The following is a 15,677-nucleotide window of genomic DNA, read 5'->3' as shown; positions in this document are numbered from 1 at the left end:
AGTTTAAATTAGAATAGCCGTGCCCATTCGGGCTATCCGTTCAAAGAAAATTGTTTATTAGGCAGAAAAAATGACCTTATCTCACGAGCAAGAATATCAAAACAGCTGGCAAGAGCGTCAAGATTATGCAGAAAGCATGCAACCCCTAATCGGTCGTCTATACCGTAACAAAGGCGTTGAAATCTCTGTATACGGTCGTCCTCTTGTAAGCGCAAGCACCATTGATGTTATCAAAGCACACAAAACAGTAGCACGCTTTGAAGAGCGCAAACTACGTCTTCGTGAAAGCTTTCCATTCTTAGAAGTGATCAGCAAAATGGAATTAGCACCAGGTCGTGTTGACCTTGGTAAGCTAGCTTATGCCTACATTTATAAAAATGCAGGTGAAGGCCGCTCAATCGAAGAGTTTTTAAATGCAGAACTTGCAGAATTACTAAACCAAGGCGCACGTCCAGAACCACGTGACGTTGTTCTTTATGGTTTTGGTCGCATTGGCCGTTTATTAGCACGCCTACTTATCGAACGTGGCGGCTCTCACGCTGATTTACGCCTACGTGCAATCGTTGTTCGCGGTGGCCGCGATGGTGATCTTGAGAAACGTGCAAGTTTATTGCGCCGTGACTCAATTCATGGTCCTTTCAATGGTTCAATCACAGTAGACCATGAAAAAGGTGCGATTAAAGCAAACGGTAACTACATTCAAGTTATCTACGCAAACTCACCTGAAGAAGTGGATTACACAAAATACGGTATTGAAAACGCACTTATCGTAGATAATACAGGTGTTTGGAAAGACGAAGATGGCTTAGGTAAACACCTTAAGTCAATTGGTGCGTCTAAAGTGCTACTTACAGCACCTGCTAAAGGCGACATCAAAAACATCGTTTATGGTGTTAACAACTCAGACATTCAATCTGAAGACAAGATTGTTTCTGCAGCAAGCTGTACAACTAACGCAATCACCCCAGTATTAAAAGCACTTAACGACAAGTTTGGTATTAAAAACGGTCACGTTGAAACGGTTCACTCTTACACCAATGACCAAAACTTGATCGACAACTACCACAAAGCTGAGCGTCGTGGTCGTAGTGCAGCATTGAACATGGTTATTACTTCAACAGGTGCTGCGAAAGCGGTTGCTAAAGCACTGCCAGAGCTTGCTGGTAAACTAACTGGTAACGCAATCCGTGTACCAACACCAAACGTATCAATGGCAATTCTTAACCTAAATCTAGGTAAAGAAACAACTGCTGAAGAGCTAAATGAATTCCTTCGTGAGTCTTCACTTTACTCTGAACTGCGTGACCAGATTGACTACACCGCATCAACAGAAATCGTGTCTACTGACCTTGTTGGTAGCCGTTATGCCGGTGTGGTTGACTCAAAAGCAACCATCGTTGATGGCGACCGTGTAGTACTTTACGTATGGTACGATAACGAGTTTGGTTACAGCTGTCAGGTTGTACGTGTAATGCAAGACATGGCGGAAGTAAAATTCCCGAGCCTACCTCGCTAACACGAAATTTACGATAAAAAGCCAGCACCAGCTGGCTTTTTTAGTTTTTGAAATAAGTTCGTTGTGGTAGGCTTGCAAAGATAGGTCAGCTACAATTAGCTAACAAAAAGTTACACCTCAACTTTGTGCAAAGGCAGGCACAGTATTACCTCTCTTTGAGGTTTAATATAATTCTCGACTGAAGCATAGTTGAGTATGGTAACAGTGTATTTACACAGCAGTTTTTAACTTATTTAGGGAAACCTATGCGCATTACGAGTAATTTCGATAGTGGTAATATCAAGGTGGTAAAAGCAGAATCACCTGCAGATATTCAACTAGAAATCAATAAAGACAATGAGTCTGACTTTTTTCAATGGTTTCACTTTAGACTTGAGTCTACGCCTTTTTTAGAGCACAAAATTCATATCAACCAACTACTAAACTCAGCCTACCCAGAAGGTTGGGATGATTATCATGCGGTTGCATCTTATGATCGTCAAACTTGGTTCCGTGTGCCAACCCGTTATGAGAATGGTACATTAACTATCGATTTTGAGCCTGAATGTGCTCACACCTACTTTGCTTATTTTGCGCCTTATAGTTATGAGCGCCATTTAGACCTAGTCTACTGGGCTCAAGCCCATGATGCGTGCGTTGTAGAGACGCTAGGTCAAACGCTTGATGGCCGTGATATGAGCTTACTCACTATTGGTGAGCCGTCAGATGAGAAGAAAAAGATTTGGATCACGGCGCGCCAGCACCCTGGTGAAACGATGGCAGAATGGTTTGTTGAAGGTCTACTTCACAAACTATTGGATGACGAAGATCCACATGCCGCTGCACTGTTATCGAAAGCGGTATTTTATGTCGTGCCAAATATGAATCCGGACGGCAGCGTTCGTGGTCATCTGCGTACAAATGCAAAAGGCGTTAACCTTAACCGTGAATGGCAAACGCCAACACTTGAGAACTCACCTGAAGTTTATTATGTATTAAATAAAATGCATGAAACTGGGCTGGATATGTACCTCGATATTCATGGTGATGAAGCACTACCGTATAACTTCGTTGCGGGTAGTGAAGGTATTCCGAGCTATGATGAGCGTCTACAGCGTTTGGAAGACTCTTTCAAGGCGGCACTGTTAACTATCACACCTGAGTTCCAAGATGAATTTGGTTACGATAAAGATGCACCGGGTGAAGCAAACCTCACCGTTGCTTCGTGTGCTGTCGGTGAAGCGTTCAAAGCGTTGGCTTATACCGTTGAAATGCCGTTTAAGGACAATGCAAATTTGCCAGATCCTTACTTCGGTTGGTCAGACCGACGTTCATATCAGTTTGGTCAAGACACCTTAGCTGCAATCTTAAATGTGGTTGATGACTTAAGATAAGCTTAAAGACGGGTAATCACCATATTGATTACCCGTTTATTTTTGTGCGTTTAAAAGAACAACAAAATAATATTTAAAGCAAATTAATATTAAAAAATAAGGTAGAACACCTCAACAGGGTGTAATAACAACAATAAAGGGGAATATTCGTGGATGCGTTAGGCAGCTTATTAGATAGCTTAGATGGAATGTTAGGTGGTTCACCTTGGTTCCCGTATGTTCTGTTAGGGGTAGGTTTGTTTTTTACAATCTACTTGAAATTTCCACAGATCAGATATTTCAAACATGCGTGTAAAGTCGTTACTGGTAAATATGATAAAAAAGGCCTAGAAGGCGATACCACACACTTCCAAGCACTCGCAACGGCACTTTCTGGCACAGTTGGTACTGGTAATATTGGTGGGGTGGCGCTGGCAATTTCAATCGGTGGGCCAGCAGCATTATTTTGGATGTGGATGACTGCCTTTTTTGGTATGACAACCAAGTTTGTGGAAGTCACACTATCGCATAAATACCGTGTACAAACAGATGATGGCACCATGGCCGGTGGTCCAATGTACTATATGGATCGTCGCCTAAACATGAAATGGTTAGCGGTATTATTTGCAATTGCTACTGTGATTAGCTCATTTGGTACAGGTAGCTTGCCGCAGATCAACAACATTGCTCAAGGCATGGAAGCGACCTTTGGTTTTGCACCGATGGCAACCGGTGCTGTGCTTTCAGTTTTGCTTGCGCTTGTAATACTTGGTGGTATTAAGCGCATTGCTGCTATCACTTCTCGCGTCGTGCCATTAATGGCTGCGATTTATATTCTTGGTTCTTTTGCCGTTATCTTCTACAACGTTGAGAATATCGTTCCTTCTTTCCTTTCTGTATTTACAGATGCTTTCACGGGTTCTGCGGCAGCGGGTGGTTTCTTAGGGGCTTCTTTTGCTTATGCATTTAACCGTGGGGTGAACCGAGGTCTGTTTTCTAACGAAGCGGGTCAAGGTTCAGCACCAATCGCGCACGCCTCGGCAAAAGCCGATGAACCAGTGTCTGAAGGTATGGTTTCCATTCTTGAACCGTTTATTGACACAATCATTATCTGTACCTTGACGGGATTGGTTATTTTGTCATCGGGTGTGTGGACCGAAAAGTTCGAAACCCATTTTGAGCGCTCATCTATGGTTATCTTAGACGGTAAATATGACGAATCGAATCAACAAGACCGAGATGCATTGTACGCCTACTTGAATGGTAAAAAAGAGCATACTGTCAAACCTTTCAATGGTGAGATTGAAGTCGTACAGGGTAAAGCGGTAACAGAAAACTTTACCGTGATCCATTCGCGTTCTATTGGTGAGCAAGTACGTTTTGGTATTACAGAGCGTCACAAGTACACGGGTACCGTCGAAGTGAAAGACGGCTTGCCAACAGACAATAGCATCAGCGTGATTGGTTACTCTTTAGTGCATTCGGCGGAGCTGACGACCAAAGCGTTTACCCGAGGTTATTTAGGTGAAAATGGTAAATACATCGTTTCGATTGGTTTGTTGTTATTCGCGTTTTCTACGGCAATTGCATGGTCATACTATGGCGACCGAGCGATGATTTATCTTCTTGGTAGTCGTTCGGTCATGCCGTATCGCGTATTCTATGTTGCAGGTTTCTTCTGGGCGTCGTTTGCTGATACGACACTGGTGTGGAAGTTGGCTGCAGTGGCCATCGTGGTGATGACGTTACCTAACTTATTTGGTATTTTACTACTCAGAAAAGAAATGAAATCTTCGGTTAAAGAATACTGGGAAGATTTCAACAAAGAACACAAACAGTGAGCGAATTTTAATTAAAATTATCTTGTCATTTAAGGACAAGAGTTCGCAAAGGTAGTAGAATAGGGCGCCTCACAGGTGCCCTTTTTTGTATTATGGAGAAGTAACACGATGGCAATAGCACAGTGCCCAAGCTGCGGTAAATCTATTTCCTCCAAACATAAGTCCTGCCCGCATTGTGAAACCAATTTAGCAGACTTTTCTCAAGAAGACAGAGAGAGAGCGGCCTCTAGAAATCGTGTAAAACGTCAGCAATCTGTAATGAATTACTCGTTTATTGCACTGATCCTAGTACTAGGTGGATTCTTATATATCTATTGGCAGCAGCCTGACCCTAACTCGTTTGAAATGATCGCAAGCAAAAGCGCTATAGGCATTGGTGCGGTTTGGTACTTAATTAATCGAGTCATCCTCGTTATTTTGAAAAAGAAAAAGTAGTAATGAATGTAGATAGCTTAGTTCAAAATATTACCCCAGAAGTATTCGAGCGTTTGCAATACGGTGCGTCAACCGGAAAGTGGCCTGATGGTACGCCACTAAGTGATGCGCAAAAAGAGCAAACCGTGCAGTTGGTCATGCTATATCAAGCAAAAGTAGCTAAGTCCAATGAGCAGTTCACCATCAACGAAAAAGGTGAAATGGTGCAAAAATCCAAACGCGAATTACAACAAGAATTCAAAGCCGACAATGAAATAGCTAGGTTCAGTGAAAATGATCTTTAAACACCTTTTTACACCGAAATGGAAACACCCTAAGGTTGACGTTCGCTCACAAGCAGTGGACAAGTTAGATTTAAGCAAAGACGCAACTTTACTACATACGCTAGCACTTGAGGACGAGTCTGCGCAGATCAGAAAAAAGGTACTTACTAAGGTAAATGACCTTGGTCTTTGGTGGAAAGTTTATAAGCAAGATAGCGAGTTAAAAGAGCTTGCTGAGCAGAAAATTTCGAGTGCGGTCATTAATCAAGACACCACACTGCAGAGCAACATTCGTGAAGAATACATTGAACGCTATGCGCCAGCTAAAACGCTTGAGAAAGTTGCATTAATTGAAACCGATTTAACGAACAAAGTTAAACTGCTTAAGCGCCTTGCGAATGCCACGTTAATCGAAAAATCCTTCAAAGAAGGTGATGAAGCACTTCAGATCGCTATGTTGGAACTGATTGCACAGCATTCACTTGAAAAAAGTGTCCTAAAAGCCGCTAAAGGTGAAGCGCTGACTTCTCTTAATGGATCACTGGAGCAGCAGCGATTAGCAAAAGAAATGCCTACTCAAGTTGCTGAGCAAACGCGAGTTGTGCTTGCCAAGTTAAACGCGCTAAGAGATAAGCAAAACTATGAAACGGTGAACGCGCAAGCACAGCAGTTATTTGCACAGTGGCAAAGCATTGAGCTTAAGTGGTTAGATGCTGAAACAGTAACTGCACTAGATGCAAAGTATCAACAAGTAGCAGATAAATTAAACCGTCATCTCAATGAGTTACAAGTTAAACATCAAGCGCAGCAAGCTGAGTTAATGCAAAAGCAAAATGAAGCCCTAGAGGTCGCTGAATTAACTGCTGAACTTGAGGCTATTGAAAAATCGGTCGAAGTTGCATGTAAAACACTAGACTTAGCCCCACACGATGCACTAGTTAAGCGTAGTGAAGTATTAAAAGGCAAAGTGTCTGCACCTCAATATGTCACTGTTGAAGCGCTTGGCGAGTTCACAAGAAAACTGCGAAATATTGAGCGTGATCTTGCCGATTTACCCGCACTTATTGCTGCAAGTGAAACCTTCAATAATGCCTTAGCAGAGTTGAAGGCAGTTGAAGTACCAACTTCATTAGAAGCGCTTGATACCCAAGTGCAAGCACAAAAAGACCGCTATGTTACAGCGCGTAAAGCGTTAGATTCACTGCCTAAGGTATTGCATAAATCAGCAAAAGCTGAGCTATCAGATGCAAGCCAAGCGTTTATGACAGCTATCGAGCCGCTGAAAAATGAGCAAGAAAAGGCACTCAAAATCGCGAAGAAGAAAGCACGCGATGTTCAACGATTAATTGATCAGGGTCGATTTAACGTGGCATTTGGTGTTTTTAATGGCTTTATTGAGCAGTTTGAGTTGCTTACGCCAAGCTACAAAAAGCAGCTTGAAAACCAGCATGAAAGCTTGTCTCAAGCATTAAAAGATCTTAAAGATTGGCAAAAGTATGCAGCTACACCTAAACGTGAAGAATTGCTTACGGAGCTTGATATCAAACTGGCAGAGGAGTCGGTTGACCCTGTTAAGCGTGCTGAGGAAGTAAAATTACTTAGAACACGTTGGAACGAACTTGGTCATGTTGAAACGGAACAGGAAAAAGCGCAAGCAGCTCAATTTGATGAAAAAATCGAATTATTGTTTGTACCTTGTCGCGCTTACTTTGCGGAGCAAGAAGTACAGCGTGAGCAGGCAAAAATAGCGCGTGAAGCGGTGATTGAAGAAGTGAAAGCACTTGTTAGTACTTTGGATAAAGAGGGTATTGATTGGCGAGAAGTGGAAGCACAATTTAACCGCCTAGCCAAAGTGTGGAAAAATGCTGGCAATGTGGATGCCAAAGTCTATCAAAAGCTGAATTCGATTTACCGTGAGCACCATCAAGCGGTTTACGAGAAACTTAAAGCCTTCCATCAAGCCAATGCCGTTGAAAAGGCTAAGTTAGTTGAGACTGCACAGCAGCAGCTAGAAGCTGAAGATTTAGCTGCAGCTTGTGACTTACTGAAATCATTGCAAAAACAGTGGCAGCAAATTGGTTTTGCTGGTGCCAAACAAGAACATACTCTGTGGAAAGCATTTCGTGCCCATAATGATGCCGTGTTTGAAAAGCGCAGCGCACAATATGCCGAGCAAAAAGCACAGGAGAAGTCGCAGGAAGCCGAGCAGCGTCAGTTGCTTGCAGAGTTCGACAACAAGGTCATTGAAGCGGTCACTCAAAATGAACTGGCTGCCATTCGCGATGAACTCAATACGTTTATTGTAGTGCCAGGACTGAAGCAAGAAAAGAATCGTTTATTGTCACAAGTGAAGTCGAAATTAGATGATCTATTTTCTTCACAGCGTCGTGAAAAGTTCAATGAACTGGTGGAAGCGGTAGACACTGACGGTGATATTCCTAGCTCTTGGCAAGGTAATAATAAAACCTCGCTAAACGCCGCCCAGTTGCTATTGAGACTTGAGATTTTGACGAATCAGTCATCACCGGAAGCATTGCAAAGCGAGAGAATGTCTGAGCAAGTTGCGATGCTAGATGCAAAACTGCAAGGTGAAGAAAGTAGTCTTGAGACTTACCTTATCAGTTATCTAGCTGAGGCTGACAAAGCTGATTTAGCGACGTCAAAAGGCAGGCTACTTGCGGTTTTGAACGCTTAGCCATGCACTTTGAGCCTACTCAGGATACTCTGAGTAGGCTTCCATCGATGTAAACTCTATCCGCCTCTAACATCTTGAGCTCGGTTTGAATGCTAAAGTTAAGTGAAATCTGCTTAGTGGCTCTAGGTAGTTACACCACTTTGTCTTAATACTTTGCTCTAGTAACCAATAATAAGAAGAAAAAATAATGACCAACAAACGTTATCAGTACCCACTCGCGCTTGCGTTTACTTTAAACTTAGTCGGATGCTCTGTGGGTAACCTCAACGCCACTCATGGTGAAGACTTAAGCCATTTTGCTGGAAATATTGATGTGGCAAGTGGTCAAAAAGCTGGGAACTTATCCCTACAAAATGGCAATATTACGCTAGCTGAAGGGGCCAAAGTCAAATCTGCAGAAGTGACTAACGGTAATATTCAGCTTGATAAGTATAGTGAAGCACAGTCGGTTAATGTTGAGAATGGCAACATTATGCTGATGGAAAAAGCGCGCGTGTATGGGAGCATTCAAGTTACCAATGGTAATATTGAGGTTGGTGAGTCGGTGCTAATTGAAGGAAATGTCATCAACGCGAGCGGAGATATTACAGTTGCCAGCGGCGCTACCATTTTAGGTGATGTGATTTATCGTCAGGCAGGATATATTGCTTCTAAGCTTGGGAATGACATACCAACGCTTACAATTAGTGATGGTGCAAAGATTGTTGGCACTATCCAGCTTTATCGTCCTATTCATATTGAACCTAAACATCTACAAAGTCAGATCACTTATCACTATAAACAGTAAGCTGCGTGAGAGTAGGGAGAGCGCAATACGCTCACTTATGCTCTTACTTAGCACTAAGTATTTGTGCTAGTTTGTGCACATCATCAATAGCACGTTGTTTTGAGTGCTTATGCCTGTCGTCGCCAAATTCTTGATACTCAGATGCGATTTCATAAAATGCTTCAGCACCTAAATATGGAGCCAACTGCTCGATATGGCTACTTAGGTGATTCAAATGATATTGTGACTCACCTTTTTTAAATGCAAATTCTCCCCAAGATGCCAGTAATACGAGAGTTTTACCCGATAAAATTGGCTCAAGTGGTTTATCACCTCGCGCTAAATCAAAGCTGAAGGTTTTATTTACTCGGATCACCATATCAAACCATGCCTTTAGCACAGCAGGCATGCCGTAGTTATACATAGGGCTTGCGATCACGATAATATCCGCATTAGTCACTTCTTTGATAATGTCGTCAGACTCAGCGAGTACTAAGCGTTGCTCTTCGCTCAACACGCCTTTTGCAAATGCAGCCGCTATAAATGCTTCATCGATGAATGCAGGTTGTTTCACGGAGAGGTCGCGATGGGTGATTTCCACTTCATGTATGCAGCTGCTAAATTTTGTCAAAAATTGCTCACCTAACATCCGACTAATTGACTGATGTTGCGAACTTGTCTCACTATACTTTCTTGCGCTACTACTTATATATAAAATGTTTTTCATGGTTTTTCTCCAGTTATGTCCTGTGTTTTATTCTGTGCTTACGTAAGCAATGTGACAACTGAGAAGAATCCACTTATAGATGAGATATACTAACTTATAGGTTTGTTATGTTCACACATTTACCGTCTTTGAATAATATAAAAACCTTTGCGGTTGCCGCGCACTACTTAAGTTTTAAAGATGCGGCGCGAGTACTTAATGTTACGCCTACGGCAGTGTCGCATCAGATAAAGTCGCTGGAATCACAGCTAAGGGTTCAGCTTTTTGAGCGCAAAACGCGAGCAGTGCAATTAACATTACAAGGACAGGCACTCGCAAAGGTGTGTATCGACTCACTCAATATGCTCGATAATGCGTTTATTGAGTTTACTGAGCAAAAGAATGATTTGCTTATTTCATGTTGTAATTCATTTGCTGCACTTTGGCTTGCTCCAAATATGACTGCCATTAATCGCGCTTTTCCAAATCAAACCGTCACAATATGCGCGAGCGATCAACTCATTGATTTAAATAAAGAGAAGCATATTGATATCGCCCTGCGTTATGGCAAAGCGGAACCTAACTCCAATGAAATTCATTTTATTACCGAGAAAATTGGGCTTTATGCTAGCCCAAATTATCGGGTGCCAGACCAAGGTAAACCTGTACTATTTTTCACCCATTGGCAAGACGAAACGGGACTTGAAAATATTCCTTGGCGAGCGCACATTGACGAAAGTCATTATGACTTGCGTTATTTTGAGCAAGAACATTTTGTCATGCAGGCGGCTGTGGCCGGGCAAGGGCTGGCACTACTGAGCGATGTATTGGCAGAGTCTGCAGTAATACAGGGGTGGTTAAGTAAAAGCACGACAATGGAGGAATTTTCAGGCTATGGCTATTGGCTCAGGCAAACGACTTATCGCAAGAGTTCGGCGATTGTTCACCAGTTTACCATTTGGCTGGCAAGCGCGTTACAAAATATCAAGGCCAACAAAGATAAGGACATAAGATAAAGGACAGGCACTTTTATCAATGAGCAAATAAGCCGTTTTTCAATATTGATCTATACTTTTGTGGAACTTAAGTCCTTATTCGAAAAGTGTTTAATGCTAGGTGGTGATGTGATGATAAAAGTCCTGCTGATGAGTCTCATTTTATTTCCCGCTTTATGTTTGAGTGGTGATTATACCTTCGCCTTTGTGCCGCAGCAGTCTGCAAATAAGTTAGCCAAAAATTGGCAGCCTATTCTCGATTATCTCAGTGATAAAACCGGAGATAACTACACGTTTAAAACCGCTAAAGATATACCGACCTTTGAAGCCCGCGTGCTGCAGCAAGAGTATGATGTGGCATACATGAATCCCTATCACTTTGTTGTATTTAATGAGCGGGCAGGTTATCAAGCTATCGCCAAGCAAAGAGATAAAATGATAAAAGGGATCATCGTGGTTAAAAAGGGAACGGGTATTACTGACTTATTGCAGTTGCGAGGAGAGACACTTGCTTTTCCGGCTCCTGCTGCATTCGCTGCGAGCATTTTGCCCCGAGATGAATTGGCGAAGCAAGGTATTGAATTTACGCCAAGATATGTATCTTCCCATGACTCCGTTTATCTCAACGTGTCGAGAGGATTTGTCAAAGCGGGGGGCGGTGTCATGCGCACTTTCAACAACGCCGATCCTAAAATTAAATCACAACTCGACATTCTCTGGACGACAAAAGGTTATACACCACATGCATTTGCTGTAAAAAGAGCAATGCCAGAAGATGCAAGGCAAAGATTAGTAGCGGCGTTGACCTCTCTTGAACTGAGTGAAGAGGGAATCAGGCTACTCGAAGCGGTGAATTTCAAAGGCATTATGGCAGCGTCGAACGAGGACTGGCAAGACGTAAAAACATTAGAATTAGAAACCTTGGTTGGCAAATAGTACTCGGATGATTAAGAAGCGCCACGACTGAATGAAAAGGTTATCGATAAGACTCAAAACCATGATTGGCACCGCTATTATTGAAGCGGTGCTGTTGAGTGCACTCATATTTGTGGTGATTGATTTTATGATGGAGTCTGCAAATGACGCAATGAATAAACGCGCAACCACGACAGCTCGTTTGTTTGCTAGCGCGACCAAAGATGCTGTGCTGTCGTACGATTTAGCCACGCTAGATGCTTTTACCAATGAGTTATTAAGTAACCCAGATATCCTTTACGTTAAAGTGATCGATGGAGAAAACCAAACTCTTTCCTTTGCGGGAAACGAGCGCTTTAAGTCGCACACATTTGAAGATGATACGTTAGTTGCGAAAGTCACCGACGGCATTTTTGATATTCATGCTGATATTGTTGAGGGAGGGACACTGTTTGGCACCATTCAGATAGGCATTGATATTGGTACGATAAATCGAACGATGTCTGAAGTAAAACGCTGGACGGTTTCTATCGCGCTGTTTGAAATGGCGTTAGTTGCTATTTTCTCTTATTTTTTGGGGATATATCTCACAACCAACCTGTATATATTGAAGAGCCAAGCTAAATTTATCGCTCGTAATGTCAAAAACGGCGTGTTTGATTTCAAATGGAAACCAATACAAAGTAAAGATGAGTTACAAGAACTCTCCTTAGCGTTTGATGAACTATCACAAACTTTAGCTGAAGAGCATGAGCGTCGAGAGCGATATAAGTATGATTTGATTGAGCTAAATAAACATCTAGAAGAACTGGTGGCGCAAAGAACTGAAAAGCTGAATCAGAAAAATCAGCAGCTTGAGGCCACTAACAAAGACCTTGAAGCCGCGCAGCAACAACTTGTTCACTCAGAGAAAATGGCCTCTGTGGGTCAATTGGCCGCCGGTGTTGCCCATGAAATAAATAATCCGCTCGGTTTTGTGATGAGTAACCTTGATGTGATGCGTCACTATCATGGCGATTATGCCGAACTTGCAAAGCGTGCAGTTCAGCTTGGGCTTGAACCCAGTACACTCGCAGCGTTTAATGAGTTTGTTCAAGACAAAGACTTTGCTTTTATTAATAGCGATTGTACTGAACTGATTGATGAGTCGATGACAGGGCTACAAAGAGTTTCTGCAATTGTGAACGATCTCAAGCAGTTTTCAAGAGCTGATACTATTCAATTGCAACCTTGCGATATTAATGCCTGTATAAAGACAACGTTAAACCTGGTTGAGAGTAAGCTCAAATATCATGCTAACGTGATCACACAGTTAAGTGAAGTCCCTCAAGTGCTGGGGAACCAAGGTAAGCTAATTCAAGTAATGACAAACTTACTCATCAATGCAGCGCAGGCGTTGGAGAGTGAAGGAGAGATTAAGGTAACAACGCATTTGGAAAATGGCAGTGTTGCGATCAGTGTACAAGACAGTGGCGTAGGGATCCCCAAGGAGATCATTGATAAGATATTTGACCCCTTTTTTACTACTAAGCCTGTCGGTAAAGGCACAGGACTTGGGCTCTCCATTAGCTACGATATAATCAAAGAGCATGGTGGAGAGTTATTGGTTGAGAGTGAAGAGGGCATTGGGACATGTTTTACTATTTTATTGCCGCCATTCAAGTAAGAAGTTGGGTGATATTATTTGGAGGGTAAGCTGCGTGTTATTATGGGTTTGTTAAGACAAGTTACACCTTGAAGCGCTAGCAGCTTTTGCCAAATTTATTCATTTCCGACAAACACGCGAATACGATGTTTATCTGGGTCTAATACGACAAAACTAGCGCCATATACCTCAGCTTGCGGGACCTGAGCAAACTTAATATCTAGTAACTTCCATGTATCGTATAAAGCAAAAAACGCCTCTTGGCTTGGTTGTACAATAGAGATTTCAGTACCGCCCCCGGTAATGCGACTTGGTGGTGTAAGGGCTGTGTTTTGTTTAAGTGCAATGGAGATGTTGTTTGCACACTTCATAGAAACAAAAGTTGGAGAAAGTTGCGCTGCCTCACATTGGAATAGCTGTCTATAAAACGCTTCGCTAAGCTTGATATCGCTTACATATAACACCAAAGAATCAACGGTGACCATCATGTAATTCCATCATTTTTTAAAAAGTTGCAGCTACGATACTCTCTCAGTGTGTCAGTTACTGTCAGTAGCTTTGCGCTGAGTTCAAAACAGGTGTTTGAGCATTTAATCGAGACAGATAGTCCCATATCACTTTAACTTCATGCTATTAACGCTTAAAGTAATCTCACACACAGTCTACCGCTGTGTAGAGCAATGTGAAACTGGTGTTTTTAACAAAAAGGAAAGGTTGTATGGTTACTTGCTACTTAAAATATGTTGTTGATCCGGCAAAAATTGCTGACTTTAAGGAGTATGCCAAAATGTGGATCCCACTCGTCAATCACTTTGGTGGGCAGCATAATGGCTACTTTTTACCATCGGAAGGTGCAAGTAATATTGCTTTGGCATTATTCACCTTTCCCAGTTTGGCGGCCTATGAAACGTATCGTAATGAGTCGTTTCAAGATGCACAGTGTCAGGCTGCAATTAAATTTGCAGAAGATACCGGTTGCATAATCAGCTATGAACGCAGCTTCTTTAGACCTGTATTTGAATAGAGGTGAGTAAATGGAGCTGAACATCCCGTGCAACTAGATATTTCTGCCAATCTCAAACTACAAAACCTTGCTGTGACGCATGCAAAACCATTATTTGATTGCGTACAAAGCAGTCGCGCAAGTTTACAAAATGTGCTGCCGTGGGTTGCGACATTACATACCGAGGCTGATGCAGAGCGATATATCGACACACGTATAAACAACCAAGTCGGCGGACTTTGGTCTGCTATTGAATTTAATTGCGAGTTTTGTGGTGTGTTTGGGATCAAATATATGGACGCGCAAACGCAAACCGCTGAGATCGGCTATTGGCTTGGCGAAAAGGCAAGAGGTCACGGCTTAATCGGTCTAGTGCTTGAACAGGTTATTGCCAAGCTTCGAGAGGTAAGTGATATTAAAGCTGTGGAGTTTCAATGTTTACAGTCAAATATTGCGAGCCAGCGGATCATTGAAAAAATAGGCGGCCAGTTTGTTGAGTCCTGTGTCAATGATCTGGGCGTAGCAAGTGACGAGTCGCTATATATCTATCGACTCACACTTTAATTTCGTCTATTTAAGTGAGTGAGCGCATAGTTGCTATGCGCTCAACTGATTAGTTTACCTCACACTTAGCAGGCATAGCTCTGCTTCGTAGGGTAGTGACGATAATTTGCGGTAATAGCGGCATTACAATCATGCCAACCATCAAGCTATATTGAAGCGGCGTGAACGTCTCGCCCAGTAGCACCAACCCCGTCAAAATACCCGCTATCGGATTTGCGATACCACCAAAGGTAAAGTCCACCACAGACATACGTTGTAGTAACCACTCGTACAAGCTATAACCCAGCGCGGTGTTCAGGAGCACAACCCATAATATGCCGCTGAGATTGGTCATCGATAAATTGTTAAGAGCCGCAATATACTTAGCTGGTGCGATTACACCGTGAACGGTTGATGCGAATGTGAGAATAACACCACCAATTATGAGCTGCCAAGTTAACACCGTCCACCAATGCATGCGATCACCAAGAGACTTAGTGATTGAGCTGCCGATCACGATACAGGTTATTGCCGCAAGTATTGCCGCTAAACCAAGAGGGTTTAAATTCAGTGAACTCGGATCAAATAGCAACCAGGCCAACACAATAAGCGCCGCGCCGCATAACGCTTGCACCAATCCTGGACGTTGCTTGTTGACTAACCAATGGTAAAGCATGGCGAATACCGGCACAGACACCATGCCTACGCTCGATATAGCAGATGGTAGCGTTAACGACATCACGAAGATCATGCTAAAAAAGGCCGCGATATTAATCGCCCCAAGGCCGCATAGTATTTTCCAGTCTGCTTTTTTTGGCAAACTCGGCTTAACAGCCAGCAAAATAAGCCCAGCCGGCAGCGCTCTAATAGCGCCAAGTAAAAGAGGCGGCCAGTCCGCAAGGGTGTATTGTGTCACCGCATATGTGGTACCCCATAAAAAAGCAGGGATCATCGCGAGGAGTATATTCACATTAACTATCTTTATATTGAGATACTTTGCGG

Annotated in this window: 15 protein-coding genes; 12 read left to right on the top strand and 3 right to left on the bottom strand. The window is 42.7% G+C overall.

Annotated features, from left to right (window positions below):
• Positions 1-70: 70 nt before the first annotated feature.
• From NO992_RS06875 to NO992_RS06845, 7 genes are all read left to right on the top strand, one after another.
• Complete coding sequence (locus NO992_RS06875) at positions 71-1,516, top strand: glyceraldehyde-3-phosphate dehydrogenase (protein WP_017219277.1); 1,446 nt, start codon at positions 71-73, stop codon at positions 1,514-1,516.
• A 245-nt stretch (positions 1,517-1,761) separates the two neighbouring features.
• Complete coding sequence (locus NO992_RS06870) at positions 1,762-2,889, top strand: M14-type cytosolic carboxypeptidase (protein ID WP_253104571.1); 1,128 nt, start codon at positions 1,762-1,764, stop codon at positions 2,887-2,889.
• A gap of 149 nt (positions 2,890-3,038) precedes the next feature.
• Positions 3,039-4,709: a sodium:alanine symporter family protein gene (locus NO992_RS06865; RefSeq protein ID WP_017219279.1), complete on the top strand. Its 1,671-nt coding sequence runs from the start codon at positions 3,039-3,041 to the stop codon at positions 4,707-4,709.
• Positions 4,710-4,817: 108 nt separating this feature from the next.
• Positions 4,818-5,144, top strand: coding sequence for a hypothetical protein (locus NO992_RS06860; RefSeq protein ID WP_017219280.1), 327 nt, complete (start codon positions 4,818-4,820; stop codon positions 5,142-5,144).
• Between the two features lie 2 nt (positions 5,145-5,146).
• Positions 5,147-5,428, top strand: coding sequence for a YeaC family protein (locus NO992_RS06855; protein ID WP_010371878.1), 282 nt, complete (start codon positions 5,147-5,149; stop codon positions 5,426-5,428).
• Positions 5,418-8,102 (top strand): DUF349 domain-containing protein, encoded by a 2,685-nt coding sequence (locus NO992_RS06850; protein WP_371375477.1) that lies wholly within the window; start codon positions 5,418-5,420, stop codon positions 8,100-8,102. Before NO992_RS06855 ends, NO992_RS06850 begins: the two co-directional genes overlap by 11 nt.
• A 187-nt stretch (positions 8,103-8,289) precedes the next feature.
• Positions 8,290-8,889: a hypothetical protein gene (locus NO992_RS06845; protein ID WP_371375474.1), complete on the top strand. Its 600-nt coding sequence runs from the start codon at positions 8,290-8,292 to the stop codon at positions 8,887-8,889.
• A gap of 43 nt (positions 8,890-8,932) precedes the next feature.
• On the opposite strand, the gene NO992_RS06840 is transcribed toward NO992_RS06845, so the two are convergent.
• A complete protein-coding gene (locus NO992_RS06840) occupies positions 8,933-9,595 on the bottom strand; it encodes an FMN-dependent NADH-azoreductase (protein WP_371375471.1) in 663 nt (220 codons plus the stop codon).
• Between the two features lie 107 nt (positions 9,596-9,702).
• On the opposite strand from NO992_RS06840, the gene NO992_RS06835 reads away from it, so the two are divergent.
• From NO992_RS06835 to NO992_RS06825, 3 genes are all read left to right on the top strand, one after another.
• Complete coding sequence (locus NO992_RS06835) at positions 9,703-10,590, top strand: LysR family transcriptional regulator (RefSeq protein WP_371375468.1); 888 nt, start codon at positions 9,703-9,705, stop codon at positions 10,588-10,590.
• Between the two features lie 111 nt (positions 10,591-10,701).
• Positions 10,702-11,505 (top strand): PhnD/SsuA/transferrin family substrate-binding protein, encoded by an 804-nt coding sequence (locus tag NO992_RS06830; RefSeq protein WP_371375588.1) that lies wholly within the window; start codon positions 10,702-10,704, stop codon positions 11,503-11,505.
• 31 nt (positions 11,506-11,536) lie between these two features.
• On the top strand, positions 11,537-13,150 hold the full coding sequence (locus NO992_RS06825) for a sensor histidine kinase (RefSeq protein ID WP_371375465.1): 1,614 nt from the start codon (positions 11,537-11,539) through the stop codon (positions 13,148-13,150).
• 95 nt (positions 13,151-13,245) lie between these two features.
• On the opposite strand, the gene NO992_RS06820 is transcribed toward NO992_RS06825, so the two are convergent.
• Positions 13,246-13,617, bottom strand: a complete 372-nt coding sequence (locus NO992_RS06820; RefSeq protein WP_253104582.1) for a VOC family protein — start codon at positions 13,615-13,617, stop codon at positions 13,246-13,248.
• Positions 13,618-13,847: 230 nt separating this feature from the next.
• On the opposite strand from NO992_RS06820, the gene NO992_RS06815 reads away from it, so the two are divergent.
• Positions 13,848-14,153 (top strand): NIPSNAP family protein, encoded by a 306-nt coding sequence (locus tag NO992_RS06815; protein ID WP_371375462.1) that lies wholly within the window; start codon positions 13,848-13,850, stop codon positions 14,151-14,153.
• A 27-nt stretch (positions 14,154-14,180) separates the two neighbouring features.
• Positions 14,181-14,696: a GNAT family N-acetyltransferase gene (locus NO992_RS06810; protein WP_371375459.1), complete on the top strand. Its 516-nt coding sequence runs from the start codon at positions 14,181-14,183 to the stop codon at positions 14,694-14,696.
• 49 nt (positions 14,697-14,745) lie between these two features.
• Here the strand turns inward: NO992_RS06810 and NO992_RS06805 are convergent, their stop codons facing one another.
• The gene (locus NO992_RS06805) at positions 14,746-15,645 is read right to left on the bottom strand and encodes a DMT family transporter (protein ID WP_371375456.1); all 900 of its coding nucleotides are present in this window, start codon (positions 15,643-15,645) and stop codon (positions 14,746-14,748) included.
• Positions 15,646-15,677 lie beyond the last annotated feature (32 nt).

The organism is Pseudoalteromonas sp. DY56-GL79 (assembly GCF_041414765.1).
GTDB lineage: Bacteria > Pseudomonadota > Gammaproteobacteria > Enterobacterales > Alteromonadaceae > Pseudoalteromonas > Pseudoalteromonas piscicida.
Note: the sequence above shows the minus strand (reverse complement) of the source record. Positions and strands in the feature narration are given on the sequence as shown.

Excerpts from the sequence above, each read along its gene's own strand:
- NO992_RS06875 (WP_017219277.1), top strand. The coding sequence starts at position 71 with ATGACCTTATCTCACGAGCAAGAATATCAAAACAGCTGGCAAGAGCGT.
- NO992_RS06870 (WP_253104571.1), top strand. The coding sequence starts at position 1,762 with ATGCGCATTACGAGTAATTTCGATAGTGGTAATATCAAGGTGGTAAAA.
- NO992_RS06860 (WP_017219280.1), top strand. The coding sequence starts at position 4,818 with ATGGCAATAGCACAGTGCCCAAGCTGCGGTAAATCTATTTCCTCCAAA.
- NO992_RS06855 (WP_010371878.1), top strand. The coding sequence starts at position 5,147 with ATGAATGTAGATAGCTTAGTTCAAAATATTACCCCAGAAGTATTCGAG.
- NO992_RS06850 (WP_371375477.1), top strand. The coding sequence starts at position 5,418 with ATGATCTTTAAACACCTTTTTACACCGAAATGGAAACACCCTAAGGTT.
- NO992_RS06845 (WP_371375474.1), top strand. The coding sequence starts at position 8,290 with ATGACCAACAAACGTTATCAGTACCCACTCGCGCTTGCGTTTACTTTA.
- NO992_RS06840 (WP_371375471.1), bottom strand. The coding sequence starts at position 9,595 with ATGAAAAACATTTTATATATAAGTAGTAGCGCAAGAAAGTATAGTGAG.
- NO992_RS06835 (WP_371375468.1), top strand. The coding sequence starts at position 9,703 with ATGTTCACACATTTACCGTCTTTGAATAATATAAAAACCTTTGCGGTT.
- NO992_RS06830 (WP_371375588.1), top strand. The coding sequence starts at position 10,702 with ATGATAAAAGTCCTGCTGATGAGTCTCATTTTATTTCCCGCTTTATGT.
- NO992_RS06825 (WP_371375465.1), top strand. The coding sequence starts at position 11,537 with ATGAAAAGGTTATCGATAAGACTCAAAACCATGATTGGCACCGCTATT.
- NO992_RS06820 (WP_253104582.1), bottom strand. The coding sequence starts at position 13,617 with ATGATGGTCACCGTTGATTCTTTGGTGTTATATGTAAGCGATATCAAG.
- NO992_RS06815 (WP_371375462.1), top strand. The coding sequence starts at position 13,848 with ATGGTTACTTGCTACTTAAAATATGTTGTTGATCCGGCAAAAATTGCT.